This is a genomic window from Halobacillus naozhouensis, from assembly GCF_029714185.1.
Classification (GTDB): Bacteria; Bacillota; Bacilli; order Bacillales; family Halobacillaceae; genus Halobacillus_A; species Halobacillus_A naozhouensis.
The window spans coordinates 1,091,978-1,106,500 of sequence record NZ_CP121671.1 but is presented as its reverse complement, the minus strand read 5'-3'; the positions used below and the strand labels follow the sequence as shown (position 1 = coordinate 1,106,500).

Here is a 14,523-nt window from a genome sequence, read left to right as displayed (position 1 = left end):
CCTGAATGTTTCAATCTGGCATGGATTTCGCTGCCTCCACAAGATCATTCAACGTGTACTTTCCTGTTGCCTTTTCTGAGATAATTAAACTCAGCACCATCGTCGAACCGTCACTTTCCTCCCATTGAAGCTGTTTCACTCTTTCTTTGTCACTCAACACCATTACCTCCCTTTCATTAATAGTCATTATTCTATGATTTTGATCGTCATTCCTTCTAAGTTCCGTGTACCAATGCACAACATGTAAGTTCGCTTCTTGGTTGGAAATCAGAAATTCTGTTCTCGTTATTCCGTCTGACTGTGCCGATACTGTTTCATAACCAAAGTTTACATAGGTCGGTTGAAACGGAAGCTGATTAGGAATTGTTAATTGCTGCTGGATTTTTTCAGGAAGCTCCGCTATTTTTTCTTTCACTGCTTTCGGATATTGTTCTTTCAACTCTGCTAAACTAACCTCATAGGAACATGCGGCCAAAAATAAAACAATCATCATCAACAGCTTCTTCATAGGTTCACTCTCCTTTTTCTAAAATCTAGTTACGTTACATTATGTGATAGACTAGCAGATCATGTCCTAAAGCAGTCTTTTCCACAAATTGATAGGGCTATGTTTGGCTGCACTTTTATGGTATAATGGCACCTGTCAAAATTTTAATAATAAATCTGTTACAGATACAGGAGAGGTTCTAGCTACACCCTCTATAAAAAACTAAGGATGGAACTGTACCCTCCCTTAGGTACGGTTTTTTTACGTTTTTTGGGTTAGTAGAATTCTCTTTTCAAAAACAGTCTAGCGCAAGCCCTTCAGACACTTCCTATCCCGGTCGTGTCTACGCGACGCTTACGCTTTTCTTGAAAGGAGATTTTTTTATGGATAAAAATAAAGCAGTTGTGGTTTTTAGCGGAGGACAGGATAGTACTACCTGTTTATTCTGGGCTCTTGAAAAATATGAGGAAGTTGAAGCTGTGACGTTTGATTATAACCAGCGTCATAATCAGGAAATTGAAGTGGCTAAAGAAATCGCCCATGATCTAAAGGTGGAGCACCATGTACTGGATATGTCCTTATTAAGCCAGTTGGCCCCCAATGCTTTAACGAGAGATGACATCGAAGTAAAAGATGGTGAAGATGGAGAGTTGCCATCGACTTTCGTTCCTGGTCGTAATTTATTGTTCTTATCGTTTGCAGCGATTTTGGCAAAACAAGTTGGAGCAAAGCATGTCATTACAGGGGTGTGCGAAACCGATTTTAGCGGCTACCCTGATTGCCGTGACGTTTTTATCAAATCACTAAACGTCACACTGAATTTATCCATGGATGACCAGTTTGTCGTCCACACACCGTTAATGTGGCTTGATAAAGCCCAGACGTGGGAGCTTGCTGATCAGCTCGGCGCTTTTTCTTATGTAAGAGAGAAAACATTAACTTGCTATAATGGGGTTCGCGGTGATGGCTGCGGAGAATGTCCAGCCTGTAATCTCAGACAAAACGGTCTTGACACTTACCTTGAGCAACGTGAAGAGGTGGGCAGCTAATGCAGCAGTACGGGTTTACCATCGTAGAAAACTTGCAGAAAATTGATGAAGATATTAAGCGGCATGAACTGAAATATCATAACAAACGGGTGCTTGTCAGTAAGGAGTTCACCTTTGATGCCGCCCACCATTTGCATTGTTATGAAGGAAAGTGTAAAAACCTTCACGGCCATACGTATAAAGTCATTTTTGGCATTAGTGGGTACGTCGACGACATTGGGATTGTCATCGACTTTGGGGACATTAAGACCATCTGGAAAGAGCAAATTGAAGTCCACCTCGACCACCGTTATTTGAACGACACATTGCCACAGATGAATACAACAGCTGAAAATATGGTGTTCTGGATCTATGAGAAAATGGACCAGGCCTTAAACAATCAGCGAGATGATCTGCGTACGGAATTCGTTAAACTTTATGAAACACCAACAAGCTATGCCGAGGCTAGACGGGAGTGGATGAACGATGAATAAATTCCCTGTCTTAGAAATCTTCGGACCTACCATTCAAGGAGAAGGTATGGTAGTTGGAAGAAAAACAATGTTTGTCCGTACTGCTGGATGTGACTACAGCTGTTCCTGGTGTGATTCGGCTTTCACTTGGGATGGCAGTGCTAAAGAAGAAGTGCAGCGCCTCACGACTGAGGAAGTTGTCCAGCAGCTTAAAGAAACCGGCGGCGACCATTTTGACCATGTGACGATATCCGGCGGCAATCCGGCCCTGTTAAAAAACCTTCATGAATTAATTGATGCGCTTCATGAATTAAGTATAGAAGTAGCACTTGAAACCCAGGGGAGCCGCTGGCAAGACTGGTTTCTAACCATCGATGATTTAACAATCTCGCCCAAACCCCCAAGTTCTAACATGACAACCAACTGGAATGTGTTAGACGACATCGTTGAACGTTTGAAGTCAAATGGCAGGCTGGAGCACACAAGCCTTAAAGTGGTTATTTTTGGAGAGGAAGACCTTAAGTATGCCGAGCAGGTCCACCAACGATATCCTGCTATTCCCTTCTTCCTTCAAGTCGGGAATGATGATTTACAGGAATCTGAACCTGCTCGTTTAGCCTCAGATCTTTTAACAAAATATGAATGGCTGATCGACCAAGTCGTTGCTTCTACGACTCTTAACCATGTGCGTGTGCTGCCGCAAGTACATGCCTTGCTTTGGGGTAACAAGCGCGGCGTATAACAATGGAGCTCACACCTAATGATGTGAGCTCCATTTTAATGTCATTTTTTACTATCATAATGTCCTTTAACGACCACAGCTGCGTGTACAGCACCTGGCACATAAAAGATCATCGTTAAGAGTAAGTTTAATAACGCTTTTAACGGTTTTCCTGTAAATAGAACCGCTACCGGCGGCAATAGTATCGCTAGAATATATAACATGCTTCTCCTCAACTCCTTCTACTTATCCTTACCCGATTCGCAAACTTGCCTAACTTATCGACTTTCTTTGCCTGCTTCTCTGCCTCCAAATCGTGAGCTCCAGTGCACCAATACAAATAAATAGCCAAGAAAGCCCCAGTAAGAGACCCGCGATAATATCTGTAAAAAAGTGAACGCCCAAGTACACACGACTGAGAGCAACCAGCAAAATGACGATCATTAATCCGACATTAATCGGCCATTTCCATTTTTTATCTAATGAACTAATCACGATAAGGTAGATAAAAAACCCGTAAAAAGTAGCCGCCCCCGTTGTATGCCCACTTGGGAAGCTAAAACCTGTGCCATCATACTGTGCAAGAATATCAGGCCTCTGCCTTTCAAATAGCAGCTTTAAGCCTTTGGTCAATAAACTGATTCCAATCATATTGACTGCAAAGTAAACCGTTACCCACGCACTAAATGAAGAGAAAAACAATAGGTAACCAGCCAAAATGATCGATAGAATCGTAATCAGTGGCACAGACCCTATATCTGTAATCCACCCCACAATCATAGAAAGCTGTTCAGAACTAATCATGTTCACGATATTCGTAGCAGCCTGATCGATGGCAAATTTCTCTTTTTCTATAACATCTTCTGCTATTTCAATAAATATGAAAGCAGCACTTCCAACTGCAGCAAATCCTGCAATAATCAATAAAACGGACATTTTTGAAAGATCGGAAAGTTTTGTCCCGGAAAACAGCAAAATCTAATACCTCCCGCCCAATAAACTTTTTCATAATCAATAGTATTCCCCTTTCCTAACGAGATGAAACGAGATCTCCGCCCCACTCCTCCTCCCTCCATAAAGATTGTCATCATGATAAAATACTGATACGATTGTTTGAAAATTATTAAAATTACGGAAGGGGCAGATTCATATGAAGCTTTACATTTCTGTTGATATGGAAGGTGTTACAGGTTTACCTGATTCGTCATTTGTTGAGGCAAACAGTCACAATTATGAAAGAGGACGACTCATCATGACAGAGGAAACAAATTATGTGGTTCAAGCTGCTTTTGACTACGAAGCCTCGGAATTAGTCGTGAATGACAGCCACTCTAAGATGAATAACCTGCTAGTCGAACGGCTTCACCCTGACGTCCAACTGATTACAGGGGACGTTAAACCTTTTTCCATGGTCCAGGGACTGGACCACACGTATGAAGGAGCTATTTTTCTAGGTTATCATGCGCGAGCAGGAAACAGAGGTGTTATGTCCCACTCGATGACGAACAGCGTCCGCAACTTTTTTATTGATGATGTAGCTGTTGGTGAACTTGGTCTAAACGCTTATTATGCTGGGTATTATGGTATCCCTGTCCTCATGGTTTCAGGGGATGATATGGCTGCACAGGAAGCGGAGAAGCTTATTCCACATGTCATCACCGCTCCCGTAAAAGAAACCATTTCCCGTTCCGCTGTCAAAACATTGTCACCAAAGAGAGCCGGCGAACTTCTCCAGCATAAAACAGCGCAGGCTATTCAAAACCGGACTAAGATTCAGCCGCTTGTCCCGCCTTCCCATCCTACTCTACGGATTGAATTTACCAATTACGGTCAAGCTGAATGGGCGAATCTTATGCCAGGCACTGAACTCGAGCTGGGTACTACGATCGTTTCCTATAAAGCAAAAGATATCCGCGAAGCTTACCAAGCCATGTTAGTGATGACAGAACTCGCTGATCGGACCACTTTCAGTTAGTCAAAAAGTACTTTATAAAGGAGCTCTTTGCATACAATAACGGAGAGGTTTAAACCACAGGAAAATTAATGGCGTGTTGATCTCAAAAAGGCTTAAGGTGAGCGGTTGTCAGCATTTTATTAGCGAAAAAAGGTTCTATAAGAGCGCTCTTATTTTCGGGCTTTTAACATGAATTCTTGCTGAAAACACATTGAGGGAAGGAGAAATTTAATTGTTACTTCCTAAAAAACTGAAATCCGGTGACACTGTTGGTGTGGTCGCGCCAGCTAGTCCGCCAAACTTATCGAATTTACAATGTTCGCTTCATTTTCTCCACCAACTCGGTTTGCATGTCAAAATCGCACCACATGTGAGAAGTGAATATGGCTATTTGGCTGGCACCGACTCCCAAAGGCTCGAGGACCTTCATACCATGTTTGCCGACTCTTCGATCAGCGGTATTATTTGTGCCGGCGGTGGTTATGGCACGAGTCGAATAGCACGATTCATTGATTACAAGCTTATTAAACGAAATCCAAAAATCTTTTGGGGCTACAGTGATATTACCTTTTTACATACATCCATTCAGCAACAGACAGGGCTTGTTACTTTTCACGGTCCCATGCTTTGTTCAGATGTAGGGAAGGAAAACTTTGACCCCTTATCTAAATCGATGTTTCAACAGCTGTTTGAACCAATGGTGTTAACCTATTCCGAAGCTATATCCCCTCTTAACATCATTAGCCATGGCGAGGCTTGCGGTGAAATTGTCGGGGGTAATCTATCCTTACTTGTAAATTCAATCGGATCTGCATATGAAATGGATACGAGAAATAAATTGTTACTCATTGAGGACGTTGGCGAGGAACCTTATCGCATCGACTCCTTCTTAAGCCAGCTTAAACTTGCCGGGAAGTTAGATCAAGCAGCAGGAGTTATCATCGGTGATTTTAGTAAAGCAACACCGAAAAACCCAGAAGGTTCCTTAACACTGGAACAAGTTTTCAACTTCTATTTTTCTTCGCTTAAGAAACCTGTCTTATCAGGGTTTAAAATTGGTCATTGTCTGCCCCACTTTGCCGTGCCTCTGGGCAGTCTGGCTACACTTTCGAGCCCTTCAAAAACACTAAAAATAAATCCAGGGGTACAATAAAATCCATTGATTCTAAACAAGATGAGCTAACATCTTGTTCTTTTTTTGAGAATAGGACAAAAAGTAACAAGCATATAGTGAACTATTATCAAGAAAGAAGGGATATCGATGGACCTCGTCATTACTGCGGGAACAACTTTACTCATCGGTTCGATTTCTTATGGGGTCTATAAGTTTTCACAAAAAGACCACACGGAACACATACCCCTCACCCCTGTGGAGTATGTGTTTACGAAATCAAATAAATCACCTAAACAAAAAGTTAAAGAAGTCATCGATCACACGAAAAAGACATTAGATGTAGCTATGTTTTTATTAACGGAAACCGATTTTGTTACACAGATCACCAAGGCTACCAAGCGAGGGGTAAACGTTCGAGTGATTACTGATAGAACCCAAACGAGTGATCTATCAAAACAAACCGCAAATATCCAGAAGCTAATCGAGGCTGGTGTACCCGTTAAAGTCAACACTTACGATGGAAATATGCATTTAAAAGTCATGATCTCAGATCAGAACCTTGTCACTACCGGGTCCTATAATTTCACGTATTCAGCTGAGAATAAAAATGATGAAGTACTGGTCGTCATCAGGGGCAAAAAGATCGGTGAGGAGTGGACCGACAAGTTCGATTCAATGTGGAATGACAGCTCACATTACAGTCCTTATTCACAGGATACCGACGAGAAATATGCTTAGGCCCTCGCACGAATGTGGGGTAGTTCGGTGTTGGCACAGGGCGTGCCGTTTTTAACCGAACTTCCGCTATTCCCGGTCTTAACCGAACTTCCTTATAAGCCGAACTTAGTCGAACTTCCTCTGTTGTGTTCTTCAAGGGCAACTACATTATGTTCGTGAAGATTCCCCTTCAGTGTCTGGGAGGTTCTTCGGTCAGTCATTCAGGAATTGGACCGTACCGCCGAATGACCCTACGTCCTGTAGGGCTACATAGATTTCGACATCTTTTTGACTAAATCAGCATTTAGATTGGTACAGGGAATATTTCTGTTAAAATTAGATTAGTTACTTTTTATATCAAATCTTATACTACGCCTAGATAGCAAATATATTTGAAGGAGACACAAATGAAAACGACAACTAATCAAAAAAATTATACAGGAATTGTAGTCATTCTTACCCTGGCCATTAATGGTTTAATTGCTTTGCTTTTCTTTATGCCAAAGCTGGACCAATTCAGCCATCTTGATGTAACATTTCTGCCCTTGTTAAATGCCGTATTAAATAGCTTTACGTTCATCTTTCTGCTGGCAGCGCTATTTATGATTAAACAACGAAACATTACAGTCCATAAACGATTTGTGCTGGCAGCCTTTACGACAACTTTCTTCTTTCTGCTTTCGTACGTCACTTACCATGCGCTTGCTGAGTCAACGCACTTTGGCGCGGACGGATTGATTATGTATGGGTACTACTTTATTTTAATTTCACACATTTTACTATCCATCGCAATCGTTCCTATGGCTCTGATTACTTTATTCCGCGGTCTCAACCGTCAGGATGAACGCCATAGAAAAATTGCACGCTGGACGATGCCGATGTGGTTATATGTAAGCTTAACCGGCGTCATCGTCTATTTAATGATTTCACCTTATTATTAAACAGCACAAAAAATCCGATTCAACAGTAAAGGGTTGAATCGGATTTTCCTGTTACTTCACCGACTTAAAAGGTTTTTCCATAAGGAGTAAATCACTCCGCTTTCGATTGGTGGCGATAATATAGATAGCCAGAATTCCAATGATTGAAACAATAACAGTCCCTAAATTAAACCAGCCTTTTTCAGCTGTCCACACAATCGCATACCCGAGCGCTCCTGTCGTCGTAATATAATATATAAATGGGATAATGGTTTTCCTGATCACCTCTCCCTCTTTTCCTACTAAACCAACAACAGCAGAGGCTGCTACAACATTATGCACACAAATCATGTTCCCTGCTGCTCCACCGACCGCTTGGAGGGCGACAATCCAGGAAGCGTCTACACCAATTTGTGCTCCCACATCATATTGAAACAGGGAAAACATCATGTTACTAACAGTATTACTCCCTGCTATAAATGCTCCAATTCCTCCAATAAGAGGGGCAAACAATGGCCAGAAGTCCCCTGCTAAAGCTGCGACTCCATTAGCCAACTCAATAGGCATACCTTCATACCCCGCAGCTCCTCCATCCGAATTTAGGAAGACTTGCACCATGGGTACAGTAAAAACTAAAGCTGTCGATGCTGCAATCATGGTTTTAGCAGAATGCGACCATGCACGTTTATAACCGGAAGTATTCATTTGATGGATGAAAAATGTAATGAGAGAAACGAGAACAAACACCGATCCTGGTGAGTAAAGGGGTTGGAAGCTTGCTGTAATGTCAGTTCCAAAAATATTAGGGACTGAAAGGGTCCAGGCTTTGATCAACTCAAGGAATGGCAGCGCTTCCAATCTGGTGATGACTAAAAACAATCCTATTAAAATATAAGGGGTCCAAGCTCGAACCATCGACATTTTTCCACTTTTATGAGAAATATCCTTTATTTCTATACTTCCCGTCCATTCAGGATCCCACTGAGATTTTTCTTCAAAATCCCACTGCTCCTCTTTAGAAGGCATTAGGAATCCCCTTTTAGCAGCTGAAACTACGATCACTAATCCAACTAATCCGCCAATCATCGATGGGAATTCTGGTCCGAGAAGGTTAGCCACAATAACGTATGGAATGGTCATAGAGAAAGCTGCGAATAAAGCAAACTTCCACACTCTCAGGCCTTCACTGAACGATTTATTTTTCCCAAAAAACCTTGTCATTAGCGCAACAACAAATAACGGTATTAATGTTCCGACGATTGCATGGAGGATAGCCACTCTGCCGCCAATCATCGTTACAAGTGCTAAAAAGTTACTTGTAATCCCTGGGTCTGCTGCCAGGCCAGACTGTACACCAACAAGAATCGGTGTTCCTACCGCACCAAATGAAACAGGTGTACTTTGGATCACCATCCCTGCCACAACAGCAGCCATTGCTGGAAATCCGAGACCAACGAGCAAAGGAACAGCCACCGCTGCCGGCGTCCCAAAACCCGCTGATCCTTCTATGAATGATCCGAATAACCAAGCAATAATGATCACCTGAATTCGCCGGTCAGGAGAAATACCGATAAACCCTTGACGAATTGTCTTGATCCCACCGCTCTCCTGCAAAGTATTTAATAATAAAATAGCACCAAAGATAATATAGAGAAGCGTTGCTGCCACCACTAAACCGTTAATGGAAGCTGCCGCTACAACAGCACCAGGGACCTGCCACACAAACAAAGCTAAAACCACAGCCACAAGATAGGAAATCGGCATGGCCTTACTAGCTGGCCATTTAAGACCCACGAGAAAGACCGCTACAGCTACTATCGGCAAAATCGATAATAATGCTAAGACACCTGTGTTCATTATTTTCCCTCCAAAAATTATTTTATGGCATTACACTACCTTGACTTTTTATCCGGCATATTTATGTAGAGGATAGCGACTGTATGCAGTAGCGTAATGCGAAAAAGCATAGCGTATAAGGTGACGCTATGCTTTTTTGAATGAACAGTATTTATTTATGGCGGGGTCGTGGTAGTTAATCATCACTCATGCCTTGGATCGTTTGAGGTTAGGAACTCACTAAAGTTTGTGAGTTGACCGTCGTATTTCTTAATGTGCCGATTTCATCTACCTTACATTCAATCACATCCCCTTCTTTGACGAAATGAGCCCCGAGTGGACTCCCCGTAAGAATCACATCCCCTGGATTCAAGGTCATGACTGTAGACAGATAGGCAATCATCTCTTTCAATGGGACAATCATCAGTTCCGTAGGGCTGTTTTGCTTTACTTCACCATTAACTTCAGCTCTCACTCTTACCTTTAACGGATCTAGCTCTGTTTCAACTACTGGACCAAGCGGTGTAAAGGTATCAAAGGACTTCCCCACTGTCCAATGACCATCTTCATGGAAAAATTGAGGCGCTGTCACATCATTACCTAACGTATAACCAAAAACGTGGTCAAGCACTTGATCTTTAGAGAGATTCTTTGCCTCCTTCCCGATGACAACAGCTAATTCTGATTCAAACTTTATTTTCTCTATTTCATCCGGGATCACAACATCCTGTTCTGGTCCTATAATAGATGAATTAGGTTTAAAAAAGAATACGGGAAGGTCAGGGACTGTATCAGGAAGTTCCCCCTTACTAGCCACATAATTCGCGCCTATTCCAATAACTTTACCGGGGGAAACAGGGGCTAGAATTTCGACATTTTCGAATGAATGGAGGTCTTCAGTGAATTCCCACTCATCAAAAATATTCCCTGTCACTGGCTTGATACCTTCCTCTGTCACCACCCCATATTGTTCTGAATGATTGTAGCGAAATCTAGCAAATTTCATCTTTCCACTCCTCTCGATCTATTAATGGGCTACAGTATCTTTTACAACCTTTTTCACGTCCATGCAGCGACTTGGCGTCGGGAACAGCTTCCCTTGATTTAATAAATTTTCCGGGTTGAACACTTCGCGGATTTTCGTTTGTGCCTCAAGCTCCTCATCTGAAAATATGAATCGCATTTCTTCTTTCTTTTCAATCCCGACACCATGTTCCCCGGTTATCGAACCACCGACGTCAGCGCAAGCTTTCAAACATGCCGTTCCTGCTTTCAAAGCCTTCTCGGTGTCACCTGGGACTCTGGAATCGAATAGAATTAATGGATGCAGGTTCCCATCTCCTGCGTGAAAAATGTTAGCAATTCTCAAACCGTATTCTTTGCTTATCTTTGATATGTTGTTTAATACTTCAGGAAGGGTGCTCCTTGGGATGACTCCGTCCTGCACAAGATAATCTGGTGATATCGCCCCCATCGCTCCAAAGCCGGTTTTTCGATTGGCCCACCAGGCCCCTCTTTCCGCCTCGCTTTGAGCCACTTTTACCTCTCTTACCTTTCGTTGATGGCAAACGTTCAATATTTCCTCAATTTGTTCATCAATACCCGCCGTAATGCCATCAACTTCAATGAGCAGTAAGGCTTCGATATCTTTTGGATGACCTACTGGAAAAGATCCCGCCTCTACACCTTCAATCGCAATTTTATCCATCATTTCTAGAGCAGCAGGAACAATCCCTGCCGAGACAATATCTGATACCGCGTAACTTCCATCTTTCACATCATCAAAATAGGCAAGTACCGTTTGTTTCCCTTGCGGATTTTTCAAAATCCGGACTGTGATCTTCGTAACAATCCCAAGTGTTCCCTCAGAACCTGTCAACAAGCCTAATAGGTCATAACCCGGAGTATCAGGAATCCCATTTTCGCTGACCTCTATGACTTCACCATCGGGAAGCACGACTTCAAGACCTAATATATGATTAGTTGTAACCCCATACTTTAAACAATGTGCTCCCCCGGCATTTTCCGCAACATTCCCTCCGATGGTACACACATATTGACTAGATGGATCCGGTGCATAGTAATATCCTTTGTCAGAAATAGAGTTCGTTAATTTCAAATTAACAAATCCTGGCTGTACCACAGCCTGCCTGTTTTCGTAATCAACGCTGATCAACTTCTTCATCTTGACCAAACTGATGATCACTTCTTCATGCAGGGGTATGGCTCCTCCGCTCAACCCCGTTCCGGCCCCTCTAGCCAGGAAAGGTAGTTGGTGCTCAGAACAATACTTAACCAAAGCCGCAACCTCTTCGGTGTTTTTCGGAAAAACGACTGCCTTTGGAAGAGCTTTTTCAATAGCAAACCCATCACAATCATAGGATAGAAGGTCTGCCTTCTTATAGAGAATCGCGTCTGTTCCAACAATGTTCGCCAGTTGATCAATGTGCCTATCACCGCTTGACTGCTTCTTTTTATTTAACAAGAACAACGGATTCACCCCTCTCTGGCGGATAAAAATTTATCTTTGTCTAGATTTCCTTGTTCCTGATCCTTTTGATAAGCCCAATCTAGCAATTGCACGGTATGAACAATCTCTGCCTTTCTACCGTACTTTTGAACACCTAAAGCCATCTGAAGCATGCATCCGGGGTTCCCCATCGAAATCATCTCTACATCCTCAGGAACATTTTCCATCTTTCTTTCTAGCACAGAGTCTGCCATTTTCGGATTGGTAATGTTATAGATTCCGGCACTGCCACAACATGTATCTGCATGAGGCTGTTCAATATATTCCACTCCAGGTATGTCCTTGATGAGCTGTCGAGGCTCGTGACGGACCCCCTGCCCATGAGCCAAATGGCACGCATCATGGTACGTAATTTTTTTATTCAGCTCCCTTTTTGGTTTCTCGTAACCGTTGTCATATAAGTATTTAGAAATGTCCTCTACCTTTGCTGAAAATGATTCCGCTCTTGCTCTCCATTCAGGATTATCTTTAAATAATTCTGGGTACTCCTTTAACGCACACCCACATCCGGCCGCATTAACTACGACTTTTTCTGATTCTTCAAAGGCCATAATATTCTGTTTAGCTAGCTTTTTTCCTGTATCTCGATCACCAGCATGAACATGAAGAGCCCCACAACATGTCTGATTTTTAGGAAGAGCAACTTCATTTCCATTATGGGTCAAAACGTTAATCGTTGATTGGTTAATGTCACTGAACATAACGTCCATAATACATCCAGTAAGCATCGCTACTCGTGATTTTACTTCTCCTTTTGCTGGAACCCCCCCTACATCCTTGTATTTACTTTGCACGGATGTTTTGACCCTTGGCATGATTGATTCCATGTCAGCAAGGTGATTAGGCATCACACGAATTGCTCCAGTCTTACGGACAGCCTTTTGAAGCCCACTCGTTTGATAAAATCTTAGAAGACCACTAACGGTATTTAAACGCTTCTTGTGAGGAAATAGCCCCTGCAGGAAAAACTTGCTCACTGCACCCTTTACACCTGTCAGCGGTATCGCCTTACGAACTTGACCTCGTGCTTCTTCAATCAGGCCACCAACATCGACATCTGCCGGACAAGCTGTCGTACATGCACGGCAATCAAGGCATTGAAAAATCGGGTCCATAAACTCCTCGTTTAATTCGATCTTCCCTTCCGCAACGGATTTTATTAAATGGACACGCCCTCTCGGTGAATGCTGTTCTTGTCCTGTTTCTAAATACGTTGGACAAGACTCCAGACACATGCCGCAATGCACACAGTCAGCCCATTTATTCTCATCAGGATGATCTTCAGGAAAATAATTGCTTAGGCTGGCAGTCGAACAAACAGGCTCATTGTTTTTCACTTTTTCTACCAACATCCTATATCCCTCCTATGAACCTCTTATAATTTAACGTGTTATGGGGATCTACTTTTTCCTTAATGCCTTTGAATAAGAAAAAGTAGGAAGGAGGACTTCCCCAGACGTTTAATTCTGTTCGAAGGGTAAGCGGTAAATATTTGATAGTAGCATGACCACTCTTTTGTTCAGCAATATTTCTGATATATGGAATCGCCAGCTTCATACTCGTTTCTGATCCTTTCAAAAGGATATGACTTATCCCGTGACCTGCTCCACCGTGGGATTCCACCTTCATATCGTATTTTTCTTGAATACTATGACTTTCTTCAATAATCTCGAACACATCTAAGTTTTTACTTCCTATTTTCAGAATTCCCTCTACCTCATCACTGTCACACAGTTCGTGTAAGCAATTCGGAGCGTTCGCAGTAAATTGAGCCCAAAAATCTTTGGATTCCTGTACCGATAATCGGGTTGTTTTTGTTCCCGCAGGTTTGTGATTTTCCACCCAATTCTCTTGGTATTGAACCGAACTTTCTACATCTTCAAATGAGATTAATAAGGTATACTCGTGTTTATTAAGTAGATTATAGGATAGCGTTGGATTCAGTAATTCCAATGAACCCGGTTCCAGCATCGAATCCTGCAGCTGAACTGCAAATGCTCGCAATTTCTCAAGCTGGTCTTCCGCTGCGGAGAGGATTACTAAGCTCTCATACTTAGGGGCAGGGCGCAATTTTAATGTGATTTCAGAAATCACTCCAAGAGTACCCATCGATCCAATAAAAAGCTTGTTCATATCATAGCCCGCGACATTTTTTACGACTTTACCTCCTGTACGAATCACACTTCCGTCTGGATATACAATCCGTAAACCAATCACCAGATCCCGTGCTGATCCATACGTTAACCGTTTGGGTCCACTTTCGTTCGCTGCAATAACACCGCCAACTGTCGAATCACCAGGCCAGTCGGGGTCTATGGCCACCATCTGATTATGCTCATGCAAGTAATTCTGTAGTTCCGATATAGTCGTACCAGGTTTTACAGTCACCGTCATATCCCCGACAGTATGTTCAACAATCCCCTTATACTTAGCTAAAGATAGCAAATAATCGTACTCTTCCATCCCGCCTCCATAACCTTGCTTCGTTCCCCTGCCCATAACAGATACCTTCTTCTTTTCCTCCTGAGCAGCCTTGAGTATAGTTGAAATTTCACTTTCAGATATTGGGGTGAGTACAGACAATCCGTTATTACCAAACGCTTTATTCGGGATCCTCTTTTCATTTATGGTCTCTTTCAGCTCCATGACCATCCGCCTCCTATGAAAGCTTGCTGTGTGGTAACCCTGCATATTTCGACAAAATATTTAAATATTCAAAAAATAATCTCAAAAAAAATATATG

At 42.5% G+C, this 14,523-nt stretch carries 15 protein-coding genes and 1 riboswitch; of the genes, 7 read left to right on the top strand and 8 right to left on the bottom strand.

Going from position 1 to position 14,523, the window contains the following annotated elements; genetic code table 11:
* Nucleotides 1–10: 10 nt before the first annotated feature.
* Nucleotides 11–508, bottom strand: coding sequence for a hypothetical protein (locus tag P9989_RS05720; RefSeq protein ID WP_283077842.1), 498 nt, complete (start codon nucleotides 506–508; stop codon nucleotides 11–13).
* A 166-nt stretch (nucleotides 509–674) separates the two neighbouring features.
* Nucleotides 675–719: riboswitch (PreQ1 riboswitch) on the top strand.
* A 151-nt stretch (nucleotides 720–870) separates the two neighbouring features.
* Between P9989_RS05720 and queC the strand changes: the two genes are divergently transcribed.
* Genes queC through queE form a run of 3 tightly spaced genes read left to right on the top strand, consistent with a single transcriptional unit; the run spans nucleotide 871 to nucleotide 2,730 of the window.
* On the top strand, nucleotides 871–1,536 hold the full coding sequence (gene queC / locus P9989_RS05715) for a 7-cyano-7-deazaguanine synthase QueC (RefSeq protein WP_283077841.1): 666 nt from the start codon (nucleotides 871–873) through the stop codon (nucleotides 1,534–1,536).
* Nucleotides 1,536–2,009 carry a 6-carboxytetrahydropterin synthase QueD gene (queD, locus tag P9989_RS05710; protein WP_283077840.1) on the top strand — a complete coding sequence of 158 codons (474 nt, stop codon included), beginning with the start codon at nucleotides 1,536–1,538 and terminating at the stop codon, nucleotides 2,007–2,009. Before queC ends, queD begins: the two co-directional genes overlap by 1 nt.
* Complete coding sequence (gene queE, locus P9989_RS05705) at nucleotides 2,002–2,730, top strand: 7-carboxy-7-deazaguanine synthase QueE (RefSeq protein ID WP_283077839.1); 729 nt, start codon at nucleotides 2,002–2,004, stop codon at nucleotides 2,728–2,730. Before queD ends, queE begins: the two co-directional genes overlap by 8 nt.
* A gap of 41 nt (nucleotides 2,731–2,771) precedes the next feature.
* Here queE and P9989_RS05700 read toward each other — a convergent pair whose 3' ends face one another.
* Complete coding sequence (locus P9989_RS05700; protein ID WP_283077838.1) at nucleotides 2,772–2,933, bottom strand: YqaE/Pmp3 family membrane protein; 162 nt, start codon at nucleotides 2,931–2,933, stop codon at nucleotides 2,772–2,774.
* 49 nt (nucleotides 2,934–2,982) lie between these two features.
* Nucleotides 2,983–3,684 carry a phosphatase PAP2 family protein gene (locus P9989_RS05695; protein ID WP_283077837.1) on the bottom strand — a complete coding sequence of 234 codons (702 nt, stop codon included), beginning with the start codon at nucleotides 3,682–3,684 and terminating at the stop codon, nucleotides 2,983–2,985.
* Nucleotides 3,685–3,859: 175 nt separating this feature from the next.
* Here P9989_RS05695 and P9989_RS05690 point away from each other — a divergent pair, with 175 nt between their 5' ends.
* From P9989_RS05690 to P9989_RS05675, 4 genes are all read left to right on the top strand, one after another.
* Complete coding sequence (locus P9989_RS05690) at nucleotides 3,860–4,684, top strand: M55 family metallopeptidase (RefSeq protein ID WP_283077836.1); 825 nt, start codon at nucleotides 3,860–3,862, stop codon at nucleotides 4,682–4,684.
* 211 nt (nucleotides 4,685–4,895) lie between these two features.
* A complete protein-coding gene (locus P9989_RS05685) occupies nucleotides 4,896–5,816 on the top strand; it encodes a S66 peptidase family protein (protein WP_283077835.1) in 921 nt (306 codons plus the stop codon).
* Between the two features lie 108 nt (nucleotides 5,817–5,924).
* Nucleotides 5,925–6,515, top strand: coding sequence for a phospholipase D-like domain-containing protein (locus P9989_RS05680; protein WP_283077834.1), 591 nt, complete (start codon nucleotides 5,925–5,927; stop codon nucleotides 6,513–6,515).
* A gap of 386 nt (nucleotides 6,516–6,901) precedes the next feature.
* The gene (locus P9989_RS05675) at nucleotides 6,902–7,435 is read left to right on the top strand and encodes a DUF420 domain-containing protein (RefSeq protein WP_283077833.1); all 534 of its coding nucleotides are present in this window, start codon (nucleotides 6,902–6,904) and stop codon (nucleotides 7,433–7,435) included.
* A gap of 51 nt (nucleotides 7,436–7,486) precedes the next feature.
* Here the strand turns inward: P9989_RS05675 and P9989_RS05670 are convergent, their stop codons facing one another.
* From P9989_RS05670 to P9989_RS05650, 5 genes are all read right to left on the bottom strand, one after another.
* Nucleotides 7,487–9,271 (bottom strand): L-lactate permease, encoded by a 1,785-nt coding sequence (locus tag P9989_RS05670; protein WP_283077832.1) that lies wholly within the window; start codon nucleotides 9,269–9,271, stop codon nucleotides 7,487–7,489.
* Between the two features lie 208 nt (nucleotides 9,272–9,479).
* The gene (locus P9989_RS05665; protein WP_283077831.1) at nucleotides 9,480–10,256 is read right to left on the bottom strand and encodes a fumarylacetoacetate hydrolase family protein; all 777 of its coding nucleotides are present in this window, start codon (nucleotides 10,254–10,256) and stop codon (nucleotides 9,480–9,482) included.
* Between the two features lie 21 nt (nucleotides 10,257–10,277).
* Complete coding sequence (locus P9989_RS05660; RefSeq protein WP_283078848.1) at nucleotides 10,278–11,735, bottom strand: FAD-linked oxidase C-terminal domain-containing protein; 1,458 nt, start codon at nucleotides 11,733–11,735, stop codon at nucleotides 10,278–10,280.
* An 11-nt stretch (nucleotides 11,736–11,746) separates the two neighbouring features.
* The gene (locus P9989_RS05655) at nucleotides 11,747–13,132 is read right to left on the bottom strand and encodes a (Fe-S)-binding protein (protein WP_283077830.1); all 1,386 of its coding nucleotides are present in this window, start codon (nucleotides 13,130–13,132) and stop codon (nucleotides 11,747–11,749) included.
* A gap of 1 nt (nucleotide 13,133) precedes the next feature.
* Nucleotides 13,134–14,426, bottom strand: coding sequence for an FAD-binding oxidoreductase (locus tag P9989_RS05650; RefSeq protein WP_283077829.1), 1,293 nt, complete (start codon nucleotides 14,424–14,426; stop codon nucleotides 13,134–13,136).
* Nucleotides 14,427–14,523 lie beyond the last annotated feature (97 nt).